Genomic DNA, 19,191 nt, shown 5'->3' on the forward strand with positions numbered 1-19,191 from the left:
TGCGGGGAGTGGCGAGTTGCCAGCAATCGCGCCATCCCTTGTCTACACTGCCTTACACCCACGGAGGCCACGTTCGGCAGTGTGCCGGCAAAGGAGTGCGTGATGTCGCCCCGCATGCAGTTTCGCGGCCCGGCCCGGCAAAGGGGGGCGATTGGCTTGATGGCGGCGGTGACGCTGGCACTGGCGCTGGCGTTCACGCTGCTGGTCATCGACAGCGGTCGTCTGTACCTGGAAAAACGCAACCTGCAGCGCATCGCCGACATGGCCGCACTGGAAGCCGCCACCCGGGGCGGTGATTGTGCCAGCGGTGCCACCGCCACCAGCTATGCCACCGCCAGCGCCCAGCGCAACGGCTTCACCCTGCCTGGCGACGGGCGCGCACTGGCGGTGAGCTGCGGCGGGTTGAGCCTGGATGGCAACAACCTGCGGGTGTTTGCCGTCGACCCTGCGAAAAGCGAAGCCATCCAGGTCATCGCCAGCCATGTCGTGACGCAAAGTCTTGTCGGCGGCATTGGCGCCCTGTTTGGCGGTGCACCGGCGGGCGCGACCCTGACCCTCAAGGCAACGGCGGTCGCCGCGCTGCCGCCGCCGCTGGCCGCACTGACCATCCGCAGCACTGTGCTGACCTTCGATACCAGCAAGGCCGCCATCACCAGCTTGCTGTTCGGCGGCTTGCTGGGCGGCGACGTGATGATCAATGCCGCCGGCTGGAATGGCCTGGTCAACAGCAACATCAGCCTGCTCGCCTACCTCAATCGCCTGAAAGTCGACCTCGGTCTGACCGCCGCGGGTTATGACCAAGTGCTGGGTAACAGCGTCAACGTCAGCCAGTTGATCCAGGGCGCCATCAATGTCCTGGATCCCAATGGCACCCTGAGCGCGAGTGCCACGATCATCGGCCTGCAGGCGCTGAAAGTGGCGGCCGGCACCACCCGCGTGGTGCTGGGCGATTTGTTGCACGTCGAAAGTGGCAGCGACATCTCGGCCCTGGCGGTGAACCTGAAAGTCTTCGACCTGATTGAAGGCGTGGTGCAGTTGGCCAACAAACAAAACGGCCTGGTGGCGACCCTGCCGATCAACCTCGCGGGCCTGGCGCAGATCACCGCGCGGGTGCAGGTCATGCAGCCGCCGCAACTGTCGGCCGTGGGCAATCCGGAAAACGCCGCACTGGCGCCCCTGGGGCCTAACCGCATCTATGTTCGAACGGCCCAGGTCAAGACGTTATTGTCGATCAACCTGCCGGTGCTGGACGCCATCACCCCCCTGGCCAATGCCGTACTGGACCTTGCGACGTCGCTGACCAGCTTCCTCCAGGACCTGTTGGGACTGCGTGTGGACAAGTTGCTGACCTGCGGCTTGGGCGCCCCCTGTGACACGCCGGAAACCAAGCTCTTGCCACCGCCGATACGGCTCGATGTCGCTTTGGAGGCGGGCGGTGCCTGGAGTTATGTCACGGCCTACAGTTGCATCAGCGCGACCAGCAAAAGCCTGACGACCAACACCACGACCACGCTGATCGGATTGAACATCGGGCAGATCGACCCCGCCGATGTATTTGGCTCCGCCACCGTCCCGCCGACCAATGTCGTGAACCCGCTACAGCTCATCTATGTCGGGGTGCAGACCTGCCAACGTCTGCTGTTTTTACCGGCGGTCTGCTACAACCATCGGCCCACCGGCGGCATCGCCATCCGGGTCAACACCTCGGTGGCGCAAAACCCCAACATGCCCCACGTGTATTCCGCCCCAGCCGCCGTCAATCTGCCGGAAATCAACCAGCCGCCGTTTTTCTACGCCTATACCACCAACAACATCGTCAACAGCCTGAGCACCACCGTCGGCAACCTCGGGGTGAACATGTATGGGACGTCGGGCAGCATCATCGGAGGCCTGGGAAGCCTCTTGAACGACGTTACCACCGCGTTGGTGAATGCGATCAACAGCGTGCTCAGCCCGCTGCTGGACACGCTGATCAACACTTTGCTGGCGAGCCTGGGCATCGATTTGAACAAGGTCGAAGTCGGCGCCAACCTCAGCTGTCACGCCGGTCGAGCGTCGCTGGTGATCTGATCGTCGGGCACGATCGGCAGCTCGATGCAAAACCGCGCGCCCTCGGTGGAGTTGCGGGCGCTGAGCTTGCCGCCCATGTTCTGCACGATGCCGTAGCTCACGGACAACCCCAGCCCGGTGCCGACGCCCACCGGCTTGGTGGTGAAGAAGGGTTCGAAGATCCGCTCCAGCAGACGCGGATCGATGCCGCCGCCGTTGTCCTCAACCCACAGGCGCACCGCGTGTTCATCGCGCTCGGCATACAGTGCTATCCACGGCTGGAATTGCCCGTCGGCCTCACGCCTGCCGAGCAATGCGTCGCGGGCGTTGACCATCAGGTTGATCAGCACCTGTTCCAGCTGATCGACATGCCCGCGCACCTGCACCGTAAACCCGCTTTCGCTGACCCGCAGGTCTACCCCTTTGCCGCGCATGCCCTCGGCCAACAGCGACAACGTGCCTTCGATGGCCAGCGCCGGATTGAACGGCTGCTGTTCGATCTCCGAGCGCCGGCCGAATACACGCATATGGTCCACCACCCGCGCGGCGCGCTGGACCTGGGCGTCGATGCGGTTGAGCTTGTCGGTCAGGTAATCGATTTGCAGGCTGCCATTCTCCAGGCGCTTGAGCACATTGACGATCGCCATGCGCATCACGTTCAGCGGCTGGTTGATTTCATGGGCCAGGCCGGTGGCCATCTCGCCCAGCGTGGCCATTTTCGCGCTTTGGGTCAGTTGTTGCTGGGCGCGTCGAACTTCGGTGTTGTCGCGGCCCACGGCCTGGATTTCCAGCAGGCGGCCTTGGGCATCGAACACCCCGCGATCCGACCAGACCCACCAGGCATGCTCCCGGCCGGGCAACTGCAGGTTGATTTCCGCTGTGCTCACGGGGAACTCCGGGCTCAACTGGCTCAGGCGCTGGAGGAAGGCCTCGCGCTGCTGCGCCGACATCCAGCTGCCCAGGTTCACCCCCGGCAAGCCCTCGGGCGAACATTCCAGGTACGTTGCCAACGGCCGGTTGCCGAAGGTCAGGGTCAGGTCCGGACGGTAGCGGCAGATCATCGCCGGCGAGTCCTCCACCAGCATTCGGTAACGCTCCTCGCTCTGCTTGACGTGCTCGGCCGCCAGCGTCGCTTCGGTCACATCCAGCCACAGGCCCACGGCTTCCACCGGCATTCCCAGGTCATCGCGCAGCAACCTGGCTTCGTCGAGCAACCAGTGGTAATCGCCACGACTGTCGCGCAGCCGATACCGTGCGCGCACCGAACCTTCGCGCAGCAGCAGGCGGGTGCGTTCGAAGTAGCGGTCGCGATCCTCTGGGTGAACACGCTCGACCAGCGCCGCCCCGCCGCAATCGGCGAGCGTCCAGCCCAGCAACGGTTGCAGGCTGTCGCTGAAAAAGGTCGGTTGCAGCGCACCTTCCACATAACGCTGTACGTAAATCACCGCGGGCGAACTGGCGATCAGATTGTCCAGTCGCGCATGGGCGGCAGCGGCCAGTTGCTCCTGGTTCTTGATGTCACTGATGTCGAGCATGAATCCGACTAGACGCTGCTGATTACCCACGCCCAGGGCTTGGCCCTGCACGCGATACCAGACCTCCGGGGCGTTGCTGTCGGCGCGGTGCAGGCGCACGCACAACAGCAAAGGTGTGCCTTCGTGCTGCAAATCCTGCAGGCGGCTGCGCAATTCGTCGCGATCAGCGGGGTGCACTTGCTCGAGCCATTCACTCAGCGGCAATCGCTCTTGCTCAAGATTCAGGGCGCGGGTCAACGAGGGGGCCAATTGCACCTCGGCGCTGTTGCTGAACACCTCCCACCAGCCGGTGCCGAGCAACGCCTGCAAGGAGTCCAGGCGCTCCAACTGCAGATGGTGTCGGTGTTCGCGCAAGCGTTCCAGCAAGGGGCCGGCCAAGGCGGCGGCGAACTGCAACCAGTCGCGCTTGCTGACGTCCGGGGCCTGTTGATGGGCCGGGTAGCAGCCACAGAGCAACCAGGCCACCACGCCCTGGGCATCGTGGTAGGGCACGGCGAAACCCTCGGTGCTGGCAAAGGTGTCTTGCAGGCGTGGGTGCTCGGCCAGGTTCAGGTGACACGGCGTGGAGCCGTTCAAGCTGTCCAGGCCGGTGCCCAGGCGCTGTCCGTTGTGCCACAGGCTGGGTGCGTCGAAGCCGCAATAGTGCTGGTGAATCTGCCAGCCCTGCTCCTGCTCATCGAGCAAGGCCAGGGCGATGCAGGGAATGTGCAAGCGTTGGGCCAGCGCTTGCAGTTGGTCGATCAATACGTCGGGCAAGCGCGTCAGGCTGCACAGGCGCAACTGCTCGCCGATCTGTGCCGCAAGCAACTGGCACTGCTCACGCAGGCGCGCTTGCCGGCGTTCAAGCAGCAAATCGCCAATGTCCAGCAATTGCAGCAGCCAGGCGTCAGCCATCGGCTGAACCCAGCCACGCAGGTGCAGGGGCTGGCCGCTGAGGCTGTAGAAATCCAGGTCGAGGAGCTGGCCCTGCCAATCGGCGGGAGCCCCCTCAAGGATGAGGCTGCAATGGGGCAAGAGAAAATCCAGCAGGTGCGGCAGCTTTGCCGAAGGGACCTGCTGGGCCAACTGATGGCGCAACGGCCCGGTCAGGTGTAACACGCGTCCTTCGGCATTCAGTTGCATCTGTAAGCCGACGCCGAGCACGCTCAAAGGCTCCAGGATTTCCTGCTGCGCGGGCGGGTGGCGATTGAGTAAACGCCCGAAGAGTTTATCCCCGGCACTCAAAATTGCAGACTCGAACTGGCGGTGAGCGTCGCCGGTAAACTCGGTACCTGGCCAATCCCTGGCAGGCTCAGAAATGGAATCACCGCGTTCAATTTTTGCGTGGGATAGTGGATGGCGACCTGCAACACGCCGCCCGTGTAGGTGGTGGTCGTGTCGGTGGTGACATCGAAATTCAGCCCGGCGGGAATCCAGGCCAACTGACGGGTCAGCTCCAGTTTCACGACGTTTTTCAGCGCGGCCTCGTAACCGGGTGTGTTCGGGTCCAGGGCCACGCTACGACGCACGGCTTCGGCCGTCGACTGGTTGAACGACTGCATCAACAGCAGCGGCAGGCTGTAAGCGACGATTGCGTAGAACACGGCAAAAAAGATCACGAACACCAAGGCAAATTCGATCGCGACGGCACCTTTTTGCTTGCGTGGGAGGTTGCTTTTCATGAGTGCGTCTACCCTGACATCACGAGGTAATATCAGCATAGAATCATTCAGCCAAAACGGACGTTTTTTACCGGATGCAGAGCTTTGTCCTACTGATCTGGCTGACGCTGTGCGCAGCGCAGGATGCCCGGGAACGGCACATTGCCAATCACCTGACCCTGGGCGTCGGGGCGCTGGCCCTGGCGTATCTGCTATACAGCGGCACCACCTGGATCGGCGCGTCAGCCGAGCAGGGCGGCTGGGCTGCGTTACTGGCATTGGCTTTTACCTTGCCCGGCTATGCGATGCGTCGCTTGGGCGCCGGGGACGTCAAACTCATGACCGCCCTGGGGCTGGCGACCGATGGTCGGCATGTGCTCGGCGTATTTATTGGCGCCGGCTTGGCCAGTGTGTGTTGGCTGCTGCTGGCGCCAAGAGTCTGGCTTCATATCGGACAAGGGCTTAGAAGTCATCTGGTTTGCCTGGAGCCCGGTCTGTCAAAGAAACAACCCTTTGCGCCCTTCCTGTTGGTGGGGCTGGTGCTGACATTTGCCTGGCTCGGCTAGCCATTCGTTTTTGTACAGCAGCCAAAAGAGCGACTACTTTCATTCAGAGGTTGTACAGCCTCAGGCTGTCGATAAAGGGACGGTCAGTCCTTGGCCTTGCAGGGAGTTGCACGTGAACAAGCGTACTTCGGCAGTAAAAGTCCTTGTGGTCGACGATCAGCCCATGGTCGTTGCAGAACTTTGCGAATTTCTTGAGAACAGCGGCTACCGTTGCGTTCCCTGCGAATCCGGCCAGCAGGCGATCGAACGTTTTCAACAAGACACGGACATCGGCCTGGTGCTCTGCGATTTGCACATGCCTGGCCTGGACGGCATTCAGATGGTCCAGGAGCTGCAGCGCCTGTCCGGCAAGCATCGGGCGTTCGAAGCGATCATGCTCACCGGGCAGGCGGACAAGCAGGATGTGATCAAGGCGCTGCGCGCCGGTGTTGCCGATTACTACCAGAAGCCGATCGACCTGACTGAATTGCTCGAAGGCGTGCAACGCCAGGAAGTGGTACTGCAGGAGCGGCACAAGGCGTTGCAGTTGGGGCATCTGAATCAGAAGCTGCAGTACCTGTCCGAATCGCTTGATGATCTGTACGAGGATCTCGACAGGGTGCGACGCACACCGTCTGCACCGGGTGCGGATGACAGCACTGCAAGCGATAAAGAACGGGTCGAGATCCCGGCCATTTTCAGTCAGCTGTCGCCACGTCAGCTCGATGTGGCTCGCTTGGTGGGCAAGGGCCAGACCAATTATCAGATTGCCTGCGAGTTGGGCATTACCGAGAACACGGTGAAGTTGTACGTGTCGCAGGTGCTGCGCTTGACCCATATGCACAACCGCACGCAACTGGCGTTGGCGTTGACGCCGAGTAACTCGGGCGGGCGGCATCGGTTAACTGCGAACTGATCACCGCCAGCCAGCCGACATGAATCTGGCGGATGTACTGGCCCCCCTGTAGGAGCGGGCTTGCCCGCGAACGCGGCCTGACAGCCGACCAATCTTGTGCAGGATCCCTCAAGTCTTTGGGAAACATCCGACACGCTTTTCAGGTTGCCTGTCGGAAGCCGGCTTGCTGGCGATGGCGTCGGCGAAATTGGCGCAGGGCTAGAGGGCCAATCGCTGGCAAGCCAGCGCCTACAGGGGCGATGGTGGCGCCACTTATTCCTGCGATCCGCTACTCACCTTCCCCCCCACATCCTGGTCAAAGAACTGCGGAATCTCATGCTGGTAACTTTTCAGCCAGCGCTGCATCGCCAGTTCGCGCTCGGTTGCGCTGGCGGTTTGCTGTTTGGTGGAGGCTGCTGCATTGCTGCTTTGCAGTTGCAGCCAGCCTTCGGTTTCCTGTTGTTGTGGCGAGGCGGGGCCTGCGTCGATGGCGTGGGCGGCAAGGGGCAGGGCCAGCAGGCCGAGGCAGTACAGGGTGGTCGGTTTCATCGGGGTGCTCCCTACTGGACGGCGACGACTTGTGCGGCGACGGTCGGGCCGGATTTACCGGGTGACTTGAGTTTCTCGGCGCGGGCCTGGGCCTGGGTGACTTGTGCCGGGTTCAGGCCAAGACGGCTGACCAGCTCGGCGGCGCGGTTCCAGTCGTCCTGGTAGATCAACAGGGTCACCAGGTTCACGGCGGCCAGTTTGTCGCTTTGCTTGAGCTCGATGGCCGTGAGGAATTCGAACTTGGCGTCCTCAATGCGCAACTGATTGAGGTACACAACGCCCAGGTCGTTGCGGATTTTTTCATCGGTAGGGGCCAGTCGGGCGGCCCGTTGCAGGTGCGCCTGAGCCAGGCCATTGTCGCCCTGGGCGGCGGCGAGTTGGCCCAGGCCGTGTTCGGCTTCGGCGGCCATGCAGCCGCCTAGCAGGCTACGGTACAGCGGCTCGGCTTCACGGCGGTCCAGCAGTCGATAAACCTTGGCCTTGCGCAGGCGCACGTCGGCCTGGTTGTCGGGCAGGCTCTGCAGGTTGGCGAGGCTGGCGTGCAGCTTGCCGTCATTGGCCATGTCATCGGCCAGGTTCAGCGACAGCTGTTGTTCGGCGTTCAACTTGGCGCAACTGGCGGTGTTGGTCAGGGCACTCCAGGGTGCCTGCCCGTTGCTCGCGCAACCCCCCAGCAACAGCAGGCTCAAACCGGCAATCATTGCTTTCATCACGAATCCCCTAAGAAGCAAAAGCCCGGGCGAGGGCGGTGAAACCCGGGCCGGCCAGTACGATCAATAACGCCGGGAAGAGGAACAGCATCATCACGACGGACATTTTTGCGGACATCTTGGAGATGTATTCCTGCAGCCTCGCCAGGCGCTTGTCATCGAGTAACAGTTTGAGCGCCAGCAGGGATTTCATCGCACCGCCGCCCTGATGGAGCAGCTGTTGCAGGATCACGCAGGTGTCAGTGAATTCGTCGACCGCCAGCAAGCGAGTGGCCTTGTTCAGTTCATCGCCCAGTTCCAGGCCTGAATCGACGCGGGCCAGCACCAGGCGCAGCTCGTGGGTCAGCGTGGGCATCAACAACTTGCCTTCATTACTCAATACGCGCAGCGATTGCTCCACGGCCATGCCCGATTCGAACAGGATGCGCAGCAATGGAATGAAGGTAGAGATCTCGACCGCCAGTTTCTTTTGCCGATGGTGCGCTGCGGCGGCCAGCAGGCGCTTGGGCAGCAGATAGCCGATTCCTAAGGCGAAGGCCGGGACCAGCCACGCACGAGTGACCTCGGGGAAAAACAGGCCCTGCACCAGCGCACTCAACGCCAGCGCCAGTACCGGGGTGCCAACCTGGAAGGCGGCGAACAAAGCCCGCTGCCGCGCGGTACGCCAGCCCAGGCAGTTGAGCAGCGTCTGGGTTTCGTTATCGAGCTTGACCGACTGCTGGCCGACTCGGCTGGTACCCAGCGCATGCAGCCATTGGCTGAAGCGGTTTTCGCTTGGCGCTTTGCCGTCCAGGCGCTGCACCACCTGGCGGGCACGCCGACGCATTTGCACGATGACGCCGACAAACAATCCAGATGCCAGCAGGAACAGCAGCGAGCTCAGCAGCATGGACAGGTTCATAGGCTGCGCAACATCCGCCACAGCGCCACGCAGCCGAACACCTGGAGGGCGAGCGCTCCCACCAGCATCGATTGCCCCGAACTGTCGTTCCACATGCCCATCAGGTACTTGGGATTGGACACCAGGATGTAGCCGGCGAGTACCACCGGCATCAACGCCAGGACCACCGCCGTGACCCGGGTTTCGCCGGTCATGGCGCTCAACTGGCGAGCGGCCTGTTCACGTTCGCGGATGATCTTGATCAGGTTCTCCAGCAGTTCACTGGCGTTACCACCGTAGCGATGGTTGACCTTCAAGCCGAGGGCAAACAAGCGCAGTTCGTCCTTGTCATAGAGTTCGGCGAAGTCCGAGGCGGCGTCCGGCAGGCTGATGCCCATGTGCACCTGGCGTTGCACGCGGCCCAAGGCATTTTTCAGCGGGTCTTCAGCGGCGTCGATGGCGCCCAGTACTGCATCGGCCAGGGTGCGTCCGGATTTCAGGCTGCGCACGCTGTGATCCAGCAGCGCTGGCAATTGTTCGATCATGCGCTTGAGCCGGCGCTGGTAACGCCAGTCGACATACAGGCGCAGCAGCAGGGGAGGCAACAGCAACAGAGCGATCAAACCCGGCCAGCCGCCACCGATGAAGCCGAGCAGACTACCCAGGCCCCACAGCGTCAGCCACGCACCCAGGCGTTCCGTGGGGCGGCCGAGACCGGCGCGTAAAAAGGCCCGGTCGAGCCCTGTCCAGGAGGATTTTTGCACCAGCCGTTCCGGTTGCCCCTGACTCAGGCGCTCCAGCACGCGGCGGGTGCCGGGCTCGCGCAAGCCGCGGCTGAGCAAGCGGGCCGACAGCCACAGTAACGCCAGGCAAACGAGGATGAGCAGCAGCGGTTTGAGCATACCGTGGCCTTCAATACACCGAGGGAGAGAGCACCGACTCGCGGCGCAGTTTGTCACCGGCGGGGTTGAGCGCCTCGCGCATGAAACCGAAGCCGCTGCGGCGGTCGAGGCAAAACAGCGTATTGGTGACGTACACGTCTTCGCGGATGCCGATCACCTCCACCACTTCACTCACGCAGCGCCGGCCATCGGGCATGCGCGTCAACTGGATCACCACGTCCAGCGCCGCACAGATCATCTGGCGCAGGGTGCGTTCGGCAATGCTGCGCCCGGTCAGGCCGACCAGGGTTTCCAGGCGCAACAAGGCATCCTGGGCGTTGTTGGCGTGCACGGTGCTCATGGAGCCGTCGTGACCGGTGTTCATGGCGGTCAATACGTCGACCACTTCGACGCCTCGGATCTCGCCGAGGATGATCCGGTCCGGGCGCATCCGCAGCGCGTTGCGAATCAGGTCGCTGGCTTTCACCTCGCCATGACCTTCGGCATTTGGCGGCCGGGTTTCCAGGCGCACCACGTGGGGGTGGCCCAGTTGCAGTTCGGCGACGTCTTCGATGGTCACCAGGCGTTGGTGGGGGTCGATCAACTGGCTGAGGATGTTCAGCAGCGTGGTCTTGCCGGTGCCGGTGCCGCCGCTGATCAGGATATTGCAGCGCTTGCCCACGGCCTCTTGCAGGAACTCGTAGATCGACTGGTCGATGGTTTGCATGGCCATCAGGTCAGTGCTGTTGAGCATGTCCTGGCGGAATTTTCGGATCGACAGGCACGGCCCGTCGAGTGCAATCGGCGGAATGATCGCGTTGACCCGGCTGCCGTCCGGCAGGCGCGCATCGACCATCGGCGAAGACTCATCGAGCCGCCGGCCGAGGGGCGCGAGGATGCGCTGGATGACGCGCTCGACATGGTGCGCATCGATGAACCGCAGGTCGCTCAGGTGCAATACGCCATCGCGCTCGATGAACACGCGGTGCGGGCCGTTGACCAGGATTTCGGTGACCGCTGAATCACGCAGCAGCACTTCCAGCGGGCCGAAACCTGTGAGCTCGTCGACGATCTCTTCGGCCAGGCGCTCCATCTCGTAGCGCGAGATCGCCAGGTGCAGGCGCGCGATGTATTCGGCCACTTTATCGATGACGAACTGCGCCAGCACCTGGCGCGAGCCTTCGAGCAGGTTTTTCCCGGACTCTTCGATGGCATCGATGATGTAGCGGTGCAACACCAGTTTGAGGCCTTCGTGGTCGGTATTGCCGGCCACTCCACGGTGTGTCGCGCCGAACAGTTTTTCGCCGCTCATGGCGTACCTCTCAGACGGCTGAACCAGGACTTGGGTTTGGCCAGGCTCTCGGAACGCTTGGCCAGGCATTCGCCGAGATTGCGCAGGCTTTGGGTAAGCACTTCCCGGGGCGCCAGTTCGAACAGGGTCACGCCCTGGTTCTTGGCGTTCAAGCGCACTTCGGGGCTATAGGCGAGGGTGGCGATGACCTCCATGCTGAAGCTTTTGCCCAAGGCCACGGCGTCCGGCGCGACGCTGCGCAGGTAGCGGTCCACCAGCAGCTTGGCGTGATCTAGCTTCATGCCTTTTTCGCGCCACAGATTCAGTACCGCCAGGTTGCGGCGGCAGTCGAGCACATTCTGGTCGGTGTACCACAGCAGCTTGTCGCAATGGCTGACGAAGGTGCGCAGCGCTTCGCTGTCTGGCTGGCCGGTGAGGTTCACCACGATGTGCTGGAAGTGCTGGCGCAGGGCGCTGAGCAGCATGTACAGCTCGGCGGCGCTGGTGTGTTCCAGCGGTTCATCCTGAGTGGCGTAGGCGAGGATCCGCAGCCCGGCTTCGCAACGGGTGAAGGCGCTGTCGATCAGCGTGGCGTCGAGGCGGCGCAGGTTGCGCAGTGCATCGCCGAAATGAAACGAACTTTCCAGGCCCAGCAGGGCCAGGCTGTCACCGTGCGGCAGGCCGAGGTCGAGCAGCAGTGTTTGCTGACCGCTCTTTTGCACCACCTGCGCCATGTGGTTGGCCAGCAGCGCGCCGTCGGCATTGCTCTGCACGCCGTACAGCACGGTCAGGCCGCCCAGGTGCGTGTTCGGCACCACGGGGGGCAGGCGTTTGCTTTGGCGCCGCACCAGCCCGGCGACCTCGCTGGAGCGCGAACCGTAGGCGACGAAGTCCCGGGCCCCGGCGCGCATGGCGTTGAGCACGAGTTGATTGTCCATGCCGTCGCCCAGCGCGACGATGGCCAGCCGCGGCTTGGCTTCCAAGGCGCCTTCAATCAGGGCGCACTGGGCCACCACGTGTTCACGGTCCAGACCCACGAACACCAGGCTGGCCAGGGTCACGTCCACCAGCGCCAAGAGTTCGTCGAGGCTGCCGCCGCCGGCGCTGACCACCTGGCCCAAGGGGGCGAGCGCGCCTTGCAGCCATTCCAGGTCCGTGCTGTTGCGGGTGATCGCCAGGAAGGTCTGGCTCAGGTTCTGGCTCATTGCGATAACCCGCTGCGTTTATCGAAGTCGCCGTTTTCGAGGAAGTACAGGCGATACCAGTTGGGGTCGTAATTGCGCAGTTTTTCCCCCGGCAGCGACGGCAGTTGTGCATTGGCGGCCAACGGCTGCACCAGGTGCGGCGTGACGATCATCAGCAGTTCGCGCTCTTCGCGATTGATCGAGGAGCTGCGAAAGAACGCGCCGAGGATCGGGATGTCTCCCAGCCCCGGAAACTTGTCCACCTGCGAGGTGTTTTGCGTGCTGATCAGGCCACTGATGACGAAGCTTTCGCCATCGGCCAGGGAGATGCTGGTGTCTGTGCGGCGAATGGTGAACGCCGGCACGGTGGTGCCGCCGATGGTCACGGCGTTGTTGTAATCCAGTTCGCTGACCTCCGGCGCGACCTTGAGGGCGATCTGGTCATTGCTGACCACCGTAGGCGTGAGCGTCAGGCGGATGCCGAATTCCTTGTATTCGATGGAGTAGCTGTTGCTGTTGGCGCTGGGGATCGGGATCGGGATTTCTCCGCCCGCCAGGAAGCTTGCGCTCTGTCCGCTGATTGCCACCAGGCTCGGTCGCGCCAGGGTGTAGGCAAAGCCACTGCTCTCCATGGCATTGATGATGGCCAGGAAGTTGCCGCCGCCGGCGACGATGTTGAACATGTCGTTGGCCAACGGAATGCTCGGCACGGCGATCCGTGGATCAAGGTTGCGCAATGGAAACACCCTGGGCGTCACCGCCGTGTTCGGGACGGTACCGGGGGAACCAAAGAGGAAGTTCGAGTTTTTGCCGTAGATCGAGGTACTGGCTTCCTTGAGCTTGGTGCGACTGACTTCGACGAAGCGAATGTCGGTCTGCACTTGTGATGGCAGCAGTTGATCATCGGACGGTGACTGCCTGGCGCTGGTCATGGCCGCCGTCGCGCGGCCCTGGACGAACACCATGCTATGGCGCGGTGCGCTGGAACAGGCGGTCCAGACCATCAGGCTGGTGGCGCCGGCGCCCATTCCGGTGAGCAGGAACGCCTGGTTGCCATTGACGCGCACGTCGGCGATCTTCGGGTCGCCCACCGCGATCCGGGTGATCGCCACCGGCGATTGCACTTCCTGTTGCAGGCCTTCGCCCACTTCCAGTACCGCTGGCAAGGGGGCCAGCGTGGCACAACTACCGCTAGCTGCCAGTGCTGCCGCTACCGGCATGCCGCTCAGCAAGGTGGCCCAGATCAAGCCGTTGAACAACGGCGTAATACGTCTGCGCATTCAAGCGTTTCCTTGCACGATTCAGGGGGTCTTTTGCGATTCGTTGCCGCGGATGACTTCCACGCCGGAGCGGCGCGGTGCGCCTGCGCCACTGGCGAGCAGCGGTTTGGGCGGTGGGGTCATGGCCAACTGGTTGAACTGGATCAATTCGCGATTGGCGTTGGCGATGTTCGCCGCAGCATCTTTTTCACCGGCCCAGTAACGCGCCAGGCGCTTTTCCTCGGCGCTGCGCACGGCCAGGCGCAACACGCCGGCCTGGGCGGCGAGCATCAGGCGGCTCAATAGTTGTTCGGGGACGGCGAGCAGCACGGTGCGGGCGCTGGCGCGGGTTTGCTCCTGACGGAGTTTTTCATCGTTGCCATGGGTCGGGCTGGAAGGCTGGCCATCGTTGGTCAGGCCCAATTGCTCGCCCACCCCCAGTACGCGCAAGGCCGGGACTACAAGTTGAGCCGAAGGCTGAAGATTGTGGGTGTCCATGCGCAGGAACAGCAGCACATCGACATAGTCCCCCGGGGTCAATTGCCCGCCGGCATTGATCACTTCATCCACGGCTACGGCCAGCGCGCGCTCATCGGGACGAATCATCCGCGCCAGCTTGCCCCCGGCTTCAAAACTCTCGTCGTTGAGCCAGCTGCCAGCGGCCAGGGCGCGCCAGGGCGTGCGACCAATGGCTTGATCAAGGCGGGTCAGGCTGCCAGCCGGAACGGTGCGCAACTTTTCCAGGGTCACATCGGCGGCGGTGATCTGCACAAACGGTGGGATGTCATGCAACAACACCACGATCGGTTGGCGGGTGTCTTCTTCTGGCTGGGGAACAGGTGCAGGAGTTGTGGATGTCGCCGGTGTTATCTCGGTTTGTGCAACAGGGGCGGCGGCCGGCTGACGGGTCAAGGTGAAGCCCCAGTAACCGGCGATGACAGCGCCCGCGAGGGACAGGCCGGCTAGGCCAAGGATGACACGACTGTTCATGACGGCGCTTCCTTTCCTGATGCATCTTTCCTGCTGCACAAAGAACCCGTTTCCGCAACGAGACAACTTCGCAATCAGGTAGCTATGAACATGGAACTATTTGGCTATTTGAAGGTAGCGCAGCTAGAGCAAAACGCCATTACCACGGGGTAAAAATCCACTAAAAGATAATGGCTCAGGGCAAATGCAAGGTTTTTTGACGTCAAGCAAACGATTAATACTTTCGGGTTAATGCGTTCTTACAGTTGTTTGCCGGTGAAATGCCGACAATGCTGATGCTGGCACAGGGAAATCATGTTGCGTTGGTGCAACACCTGGAGCGCTCAGGAGAACAACATGTCTTTCGCCAAGTTGGTTCAGAAGGTCAAATCCGAAATCGCTTTTTACAAGGGACTGGCCAGGGATACGGAGGGGGCGTCGGGTATCGAGTACGCCATCGTCGCTGCGATGGTCGCGGTGGTGATTGCCGGGCTCAGCGGCGGCATCGGGACAGATCTGACTACGATGTTCACCAGCATCAAAAACGCCTTGTGAGTGACTGTCAGAGGTCGCACCGGCCATTTGCCAATGCAACGAGTGGGCTCTAATGTCAGCGCTTAGTCTATTCCAGGTGTTGCCTATGAACGCTCCAGCACTGCCGCGCCAACAACTGCTCCTGGTCGATGACGAGGAAGATGCGTTGCTTGAGTTGGCGGAGTTGCTGGAGGGCGAGGGCTTCAATTGCTTCACCGCGACCTCGGTCAAGCTGGCGCTGCAGCATCTGACACGCCATCCGGATATCGCGCTGGTCATCACCGACCTGCGCATGCCGGAGGAGAGTGGCATGTCGTTGATCAAGCGCTTGCGCGAACACACCGCGCGCCAGCATTTGCCGGTGATCGTGATGTCCGGGCATGCGGAAATGGAGGATGTCAGTGACATGTTGCGGTTGCAGGTGCTGGACCTGTTTCGCAAGCCGATCTATCACGTGCGCTTGCTGGAGACGTTGAACAACCTGTTCCCGCAGCCGTTGGCGGCGTTGTCCAAACGCTGAACCCTGTTCTGCGGCGGACCTTGTAGGAGCCCGGCGTGCCGGCGAAGGCGCCCGAAAGACCGACGCAAGGTTCCAGGACGCCTTCGCCGGCAAGCCGGCTCCTACAAGGCCCTCATCCGATTCGCCTCAGGCGATGGGCCGCCAATGGCCCACCATGTGCTCCAGGTCGCCAGCCCCGATCAGTTGCAGATCCCCGCTGGAACCGGCGGCGCTGGCCAGCAATGTCACCTCGCTGGGCAGGCGCACCGGTTTCTTGAATTGCACCGCGATCTCGATGTTCGCCGCCGGCAGGTGCTCGGCCAGCGCCGCCAGTGTGCGTGCCTTGTTCCACAGCCCATGGGCAATCGCCGAGGGAAAACCGAACATTTTGGCGCTGAGCGCACTCAGGTGAATCGGGTTGTAGTCGCCGGAGACCTTGGCGTATCGGCGGCCGATGTCGGCGGGCGCTTTCCACTGGGCGACTTGCGTCAGTGGCAGCGTCGGCGCCAACACTTCCTCAACGGGCTCGCCCTCAAGTTTCATCCCGCGGCACAGCATCTGGCTTTGCGCCTCCCAGAGCGGTCCCAGTTGATCATCCAGAATCGTCACCAGATCGAACGTTGCCCCCTTCGCATGGGGTTGCAGGTTCTCCACGCACACGCTGGCCCGCACCCGATGGACCCCGCCCATGGGGCGCAGCACGCGGATGCGATTGCTCAGGTGAATCAGCCCCAGCAGCGGGAACGGAAAGTCCCGGGCAGTGAGCAGTTGCATCTGTAAGGCGAAGGCGAGGATGTGCGGGTAGGTGGGTGGCAGCAGGCCGTTGTCGGCGAAGCCGCAGACCTGGCGATAGGCCGCCAGGCGCTGTGGGTCGACATCCAGCCAGCAGCGCAAACCCGAATGGGGCAGGGTGCTTCCGGTGATTTTGCGCCGCATCGCGGCATGCGTGTATAGCCCCGGCAGGCTGGGTTCGCGATTGAGTGTGTGCCAGTCGATGATCATGACTAAGCCCCCAGAACGCTTTGCCCGCAGACACGCAAGGCCTGGCCGGTGAACGCACCCGTGCCCGGTTGCGCGAGCCAGGCCACCGCTTCGGCGACGTCCTGCGGCAGGCCGCCCTGGCCCAACGAGCTCATGCGGCGCCCGGCTTCGCGCAGGCCGAATGGAATGTGCGCGGTCATCTGGGTTTCGATAAACCCCGGTGCAACGGCATTGATGCTGATGCCGCGCTCATGCAGCAGCGGCGCCCAGGCTTGTGCCAGACCGATCAGGCCAGCCTTGCTCGCCGCGTAGTTGGTTTGCCCGCGATTGCCTGCGATGCCGCTGATCGATGCCAGCAGGATCACCCGGCCATTGTCGCTCAGGGTACCGCTGTCGAGCAGTGCCTTGGTCAGCACTTGTGGGGCGTTGAGGTTGACGGCGAGTACCGCGTCCCAGAATTCCGGGGTCATGTTGGCCAGGGTCTTGTCCCGGGTGATGCCGGCGTTGTGCACCACGATGTCGATGCCGTCGGGCAACTGTTCGACCAGCTCCGTGGCAGCGTTCTCGGCGCAGATGTCGAGGGTGATGCCACGTCCGCCGAGGCGTGCGGCGAGGGCGTCAAGGTCGGTCCTGGCTGGCGGAACGTCGAGCAGGATGACCTCGGCGCCGTCACGGGCCAAGGTCTCGGCGATGGCGGCGCCAATACCGCGCGCAGCGCCGGTGACCAGCGCCTTGCGTCCGGCCAGCGGGCGCGTCCAGTCCGTCACCTGGGTGTCGCAGGCATCCAGGCCAATTACTTGCCCGGACACGAAAGCGCTTTTCGGTGAGAGGAAAAACCGCAGCGGTCCTTCCAGTTGATCCTCGGCACCTTCGCCAACATGGATCAGCTGCAAGGTGCCACCGCTGCGCAGTTCCTTGGCCAGCGAGCGGCTGAAGCCTTCGAGGGCGCGCTGGGTACTGGCGGCAAACGGATCGCTCAAGGTCCGCGGGTCACGGCCCAGAATCACCAGGTGAGCACTGTGGTCGAGATTTTTCATCAATGGCTGGAAGAACTCGCGCAGCTGCTTGAGCTGATCGACCTGCACCAGGTCACTGGCATCGAACACCACGGCCTTGAGTTTCGGCCCGTGCCCGGGTATCCACGCGGTCGCCATCGAGGGCTCGGTGCCGTAGGTGTAGATCGCGTCCGTCAGGCGGTTGGCGAAGGCGTTGACCTTTTCCGCCAGCGGTCCGCCGCCAATCAGCAAAGCGCCTTCCACGGGGCGCAGTCGGCCCGCTTGCCAGCGTTCCAGGCGTACCGGTGAAGGCAGGCCCAAGGCCCCGACCAGACGATGGCCGATGGACGAGTTGGCGAAGTCGATATAGCGGTCGGACATGGAACGCGCTCCAGCAGATGAGGTTCAAAGTGTGGACCATGAATGGCAATCAGTCGTTCGATTTGCCAGATACGGCCTACGCTTGCGGGTAATGGCCTTCACAGAATAGGAAGCTTTTCATGACTCAGCTGCGTCGCGTCGCGATCATCGGTGGTAACCGGATACCCTTCGCCCGCTCCAACGGACCGTATTCCACCGCCAGTAACCAGGCCATGCTCACGGCTGCGCTCGAAGGCCTGATCGAACGCTACAACCTGCATGGACTGCGCCTTGGCGAAGTGGTGACCGGGGCCGTGCTCAAGTTGCCAAGGGACATGGCCCTGACACGCGAGTGTGTGCTCGGCTCCAGACTGGCGCCCGCTACCCCGGCCTACGACATCCAGCAAGCTTGCGGCACCGGGCTGGAAGCGGCGCTGCTGGTAGCAAACAAGATTGCCCTGGGCCAGATCGACTGCGGCATTGCCGGTGGCGTCGATACCACCTCGGATGCGCCGATCAGTGTCAACGAAGGCTTGCGCAAGATTCTGCTGCAGGCTTATCGCGCCAGCACCACCGCAGAAAAACTCAAACCTTTCTTGCAGTTGCGCCCCCGGCACCTGATCCCCGAGTTCCCGCGCAATGGCGAGCCGCGAACCGGTATGTCCATGGGCGAGCATTGCGAATTGATGGCGCAGGCCTGGAACATTCCCCGTGAAGAGCAGGATGAGCTGACGCTGTTGAGCCATCAGAACCTGAACGCGTCCTACGCCGAAGGTTGGCAAAACGATTTGATGACGCCGTTTCTGGGCCTCACCCGCGACAACAATTTGCGCCCGGACCTGACCCTGGAAAAGCTCGCCTCGCTCAAGACCGTTTTCGAAAAAAGCGCGAAAGGCACCCTGACCGCCGGCAACTCCACGCCGCTGACCGATGGCGCATCCTTGGTGCTGCTGGGCACTGAGGCATGGGCGAAGGAACGTGGTCTCCCGATTCTCGCCTACTTGCGCGACGGCGAAACCGCCGCGGTGGATTTCGTCCATGGCGCCGAGGGCCTGTTGATGGCTCCGGTGTATGCCGTGCCGCGCCTGCTGGCGCGCAATGGCCTGACCCTGCAGGACTTCGATTACTACGAGATCCACGAAGCCTTCGCCGCTCAGGTGCTCTGTACCCTGAAGGCCTGGGAAGACCCTGAATATTGCAAAAGTCGCCTGGGCCTCGAAGCACCGCTGGGGTCCATCGACCGCAGCAAGCTCAATGTCAAAGGCAGCTCGCTGGCGGCCGGCCACCCGTTTGCGGCCACGGGCGGGCGTATCCTCGCCAATATGGCGAAGTTGCTCGATGCAGCGGGGAAGGGGCGGGGGCTTATCTCGATCTGCGCCGCAGGTGGCCAAGGCGTTACCGCAATCATCGAACGTTAATGATTACTGTAGGAGCT

General features: G+C 62.6%; 18 protein-coding genes. 6 read left to right on the top strand and 12 right to left on the bottom strand.

Going from position 1 to position 19,191, the window contains the following annotated elements; genetic code table 11:
• Positions 1-102 precede the first annotated feature (102 nt).
• Positions 103-2,070 carry a pilus assembly protein TadG-related protein gene (locus tag NQL71_RS12265; RefSeq protein WP_274642701.1) on the top strand — a complete coding sequence of 656 codons (1,968 nt, stop codon included), beginning with the start codon at positions 103-105 and terminating at the stop codon, positions 2,068-2,070.
• On the opposite strand, the gene NQL71_RS12270 is transcribed toward NQL71_RS12265, so the two are convergent.
• Complete coding sequence (locus tag NQL71_RS12270; protein ID WP_274642702.1) at positions 2,040-4,808, bottom strand: ATP-binding protein; 2,769 nt, start codon at positions 4,806-4,808, stop codon at positions 2,040-2,042. The two genes, NQL71_RS12265 and NQL71_RS12270, sit on opposite strands and share 31 nt — an antisense overlap.
• Positions 4,805-5,245 (bottom strand): TadE/TadG family type IV pilus assembly protein, encoded by a 441-nt coding sequence (locus tag NQL71_RS12275; RefSeq protein WP_046819681.1) that lies wholly within the window; start codon positions 5,243-5,245, stop codon positions 4,805-4,807. The genes NQL71_RS12270 and NQL71_RS12275 overlap by 4 nt, the downstream gene beginning before the upstream one ends.
• Before the next feature lie 74 nt (positions 5,246-5,319).
• On the opposite strand from NQL71_RS12275, the gene NQL71_RS12280 reads away from it, so the two are divergent.
• Both NQL71_RS12280 and NQL71_RS12285 read left to right on the top strand, forming a co-directional pair.
• Entirely contained in the window at positions 5,320-5,790 is a 471-nt protein-coding gene (locus NQL71_RS12280; RefSeq protein WP_274642703.1) for a prepilin peptidase, read from the top strand.
• A 112-nt stretch (positions 5,791-5,902) separates the two neighbouring features.
• The gene (locus tag NQL71_RS12285; protein WP_046819679.1) at positions 5,903-6,685 is read left to right on the top strand and encodes a response regulator transcription factor; all 783 of its coding nucleotides are present in this window, start codon (positions 5,903-5,905) and stop codon (positions 6,683-6,685) included.
• A gap of 252 nt (positions 6,686-6,937) precedes the next feature.
• Here NQL71_RS12285 and NQL71_RS12290 read toward each other — a convergent pair whose 3' ends face one another.
• Genes NQL71_RS12290 through cpaB form a run of 8 tightly spaced genes read right to left on the bottom strand, consistent with a single transcriptional unit; the run spans position 6,938 to position 14,408 of the window.
• Positions 6,938-7,213 (bottom strand): DUF3613 domain-containing protein, encoded by a 276-nt coding sequence (locus NQL71_RS12290; protein WP_077185326.1) that lies wholly within the window; start codon positions 7,211-7,213, stop codon positions 6,938-6,940.
• Between the two features lie 11 nt (positions 7,214-7,224).
• Complete coding sequence (locus tag NQL71_RS12295) at positions 7,225-7,923, bottom strand: tetratricopeptide repeat protein (RefSeq protein ID WP_077185324.1); 699 nt, start codon at positions 7,921-7,923, stop codon at positions 7,225-7,227.
• Between the two features lie 10 nt (positions 7,924-7,933).
• Positions 7,934-8,812, bottom strand: coding sequence for a type II secretion system F family protein (locus NQL71_RS12300; RefSeq protein ID WP_410454540.1), 879 nt, complete (start codon positions 8,810-8,812; stop codon positions 7,934-7,936).
• A gap of 8 nt (positions 8,813-8,820) precedes the next feature.
• Positions 8,821-9,705, bottom strand: a complete 885-nt coding sequence (locus tag NQL71_RS12305) for a type II secretion system F family protein (RefSeq protein ID WP_077185322.1) — start codon at positions 9,703-9,705, stop codon at positions 8,821-8,823.
• 10 nt (positions 9,706-9,715) lie between these two features.
• Complete coding sequence (locus tag NQL71_RS12310; RefSeq protein WP_274642704.1) at positions 9,716-10,996, bottom strand: TadA family conjugal transfer-associated ATPase; 1,281 nt, start codon at positions 10,994-10,996, stop codon at positions 9,716-9,718.
• Positions 10,993-12,180, bottom strand: a complete 1,188-nt coding sequence (locus NQL71_RS12315) for a CpaE/TadZ family protein (RefSeq protein ID WP_274642705.1) — start codon at positions 12,178-12,180, stop codon at positions 10,993-10,995. The genes NQL71_RS12310 and NQL71_RS12315 overlap by 4 nt, the downstream gene beginning before the upstream one ends.
• Positions 12,177-13,439: a type II and III secretion system protein family protein gene (locus NQL71_RS12320; protein ID WP_274642706.1), complete on the bottom strand. Its 1,263-nt coding sequence runs from the start codon at positions 13,437-13,439 to the stop codon at positions 12,177-12,179. Before NQL71_RS12320 ends, NQL71_RS12315 begins: the two co-directional genes overlap by 4 nt.
• Positions 13,440-13,460: 21 nt before the next feature.
• Positions 13,461-14,408 (bottom strand): Flp pilus assembly protein CpaB, encoded by a 948-nt coding sequence (gene cpaB, locus NQL71_RS12325; RefSeq protein ID WP_166619442.1) that lies wholly within the window; start codon positions 14,406-14,408, stop codon positions 13,461-13,463.
• Between the two features lie 336 nt (positions 14,409-14,744).
• Between cpaB and NQL71_RS12330 the strand changes: the two genes are divergently transcribed.
• The gene (locus NQL71_RS12330) at positions 14,745-14,942 is read left to right on the top strand and encodes a Flp family type IVb pilin (protein WP_046819670.1); all 198 of its coding nucleotides are present in this window, start codon (positions 14,745-14,747) and stop codon (positions 14,940-14,942) included.
• Positions 14,943-15,027: 85 nt separating this feature from the next.
• Entirely contained in the window at positions 15,028-15,441 is a 414-nt protein-coding gene (locus NQL71_RS12335; RefSeq protein WP_248687577.1) for a response regulator, read from the top strand.
• 126 nt (positions 15,442-15,567) lie between these two features.
• On the opposite strand, the gene NQL71_RS12340 is transcribed toward NQL71_RS12335, so the two are convergent.
• Positions 15,568-16,422, bottom strand: a complete 855-nt coding sequence (locus NQL71_RS12340; RefSeq protein WP_077185319.1) for a MaoC family dehydratase — start codon at positions 16,420-16,422, stop codon at positions 15,568-15,570.
• Positions 16,423-16,424: 2 nt separating this feature from the next.
• The gene (locus tag NQL71_RS12345; protein ID WP_046819667.1) at positions 16,425-17,777 is read right to left on the bottom strand and encodes a 3-oxoacyl-ACP reductase; all 1,353 of its coding nucleotides are present in this window, start codon (positions 17,775-17,777) and stop codon (positions 16,425-16,427) included.
• Between the two features lie 119 nt (positions 17,778-17,896).
• On the opposite strand from NQL71_RS12345, the gene NQL71_RS12350 reads away from it, so the two are divergent.
• Complete coding sequence (locus tag NQL71_RS12350; protein ID WP_274642707.1) at positions 17,897-19,174, top strand: acetyl-CoA C-acetyltransferase; 1,278 nt, start codon at positions 17,897-17,899, stop codon at positions 19,172-19,174.
• Positions 19,175-19,191 lie beyond the last annotated feature (17 nt).

Origin of the sequence: Pseudomonas serbica, assembly GCF_028823535.1 — a bacterium.
Classification (GTDB): Bacteria; Pseudomonadota; Gammaproteobacteria; order Pseudomonadales; family Pseudomonadaceae; genus Aquipseudomonas; species Aquipseudomonas serbica.